This window comes from Streptomyces sp. NPDC102274, from assembly GCF_044766385.1.
Taxonomy (GTDB): Bacteria; Actinomycetota; Actinomycetes; order Streptomycetales; family Streptomycetaceae; genus Streptomyces.
Window position 1 is genome coordinate 1 of sequence record NZ_JBIWLW010000142.1, and the last position, 1,442, is coordinate 1,442.

The 1,442-nt window shown below is 62.8% G+C and carries 1 protein-coding gene; it reads right to left on the bottom strand.

What is annotated here, in order from left to right; translation table 11 throughout:
• Positions 1 to 262: 262 nt before the first annotated feature.
• On the bottom strand, positions 263 to 490 hold the full coding sequence (locus tag ACIRQP_RS42440) for a hypothetical protein (protein ID WP_403900835.1): 228 nt from the start codon (positions 488 to 490) through the stop codon (positions 263 to 265).
• Positions 491 to 1,442 lie beyond the last annotated feature (952 nt).

The following is a 1,442-nucleotide window of genomic DNA, read 5'->3' on the forward strand; positions in this document are numbered from 1 at the left end:
CCCTGCTTTCATTCCCCGGCCACGAGCCGATCACCCGACCGGGAAACCACGTTCGATCCGCAACCGAACCTCTCGGTACGACAACAGCTTCTTAGGTTCGCACCTCCGAGCCACCAAGGGGCCCTGCCTTTATGCCGCGATCGCCGGAAGATCACCCGAACCTGGAACTCTGTTCGATCCGCACGTTACAAGATCGGTAGAGATACGGCCTCTGAGTGCAAAGCTGAAGTCGACCTGGTCGACGTGATGGCCACGCGGCGCATCACGGCGTCCAGCCCACCCAAACGAATTCGTTCGAATTGGTGTATTCTCGAACAGTATGGAGGTCGTTGTCCCCGTCGTCGATGAGGAAGTTGCCGTTCTGGTTCTGGAGTCTGCTGTTGTCGGCAGTCCAGAACTGTCCGGAGCGGTTTCCACAGGGGGCCAACCAGACGGCGTTCAGCTCGGTCTTATTGTCCGTGGTCAGGCAGGCACCGGTGTTGACATTCACCAGTCGCTTCATCGTGTGGCCTTGCCAGCTATTCGACTCCGAGCCCCAGTACCACCTTTGCCGACTATTGCTGGTGTTGCAACCAAGCGTTATGGCGCCCCCTCCATCTGTGGTTGAGGCGAGACAACCGCCGACGTACCCGTTCTGATAGGACCAGTGGGTCGCTGCGGACGCGGGGGACAGGGCACCCGAGACGGCGAGCATGAGGGCGCTAAGCCCCATGGGCACGGCAAATCTGCGCTTACCTCTCAAAGATGTCATGACCGAAACAATCGCAGACCCGCGCCGTGATGTCTTTGATGACGCGTCGACACACCTTGACGATGCGTCTACACCTACGTTCGGGGCCGCAAGCCTGCCCCCCACACCGACCTGCGGAACCACGCCCCTCCACCAGCCCGCAAGCCGGATGGAGGGGCGCGACATTCGCAGGTCGGCGGTAGAGGGCGATCACCACGGCGGCGACGGCCGCGAGCGCGGTGATCGTGGGCAGAGGCCATCGAGCACGCTCCAGCGCACGTAGCCGGGACTCGTGGTCGGGAACATCCCCACGGATGTCGGCGGTCTCCCGCAGGACTTCATCGAGCTTGATCTCGATACGGTCGAGGGCGCGCCCCCAGCTTCTGTACTTCCTGGTAGGTCTGGGTCGAGCTGATGTAAACGCCCGGATCGGTCGGCGGGGTGGTCACCGGCGGTCCCGTACGGTCTCGGTGATTCCCGGGCCCTCTGTGCCGCCGGAGGTGGCTATGCCGGTGAGGACGGCCAGGAGCGCGGCGCCCGCGGCGAGGGACAGGCCGTCGCCCCAGTCCGCGTGGATCTACGGCTGGAGTAGTACTCCAGCACTGCAACTGGAGTAGTAGTACTCCAGTTGCAGTTCTCCATACGCCCTGGTCAAGGGGCCCTTTCGGAGTCTAGTTGGCTGACGGACCGTCAGAGTGGCGGTGGTTCGTTA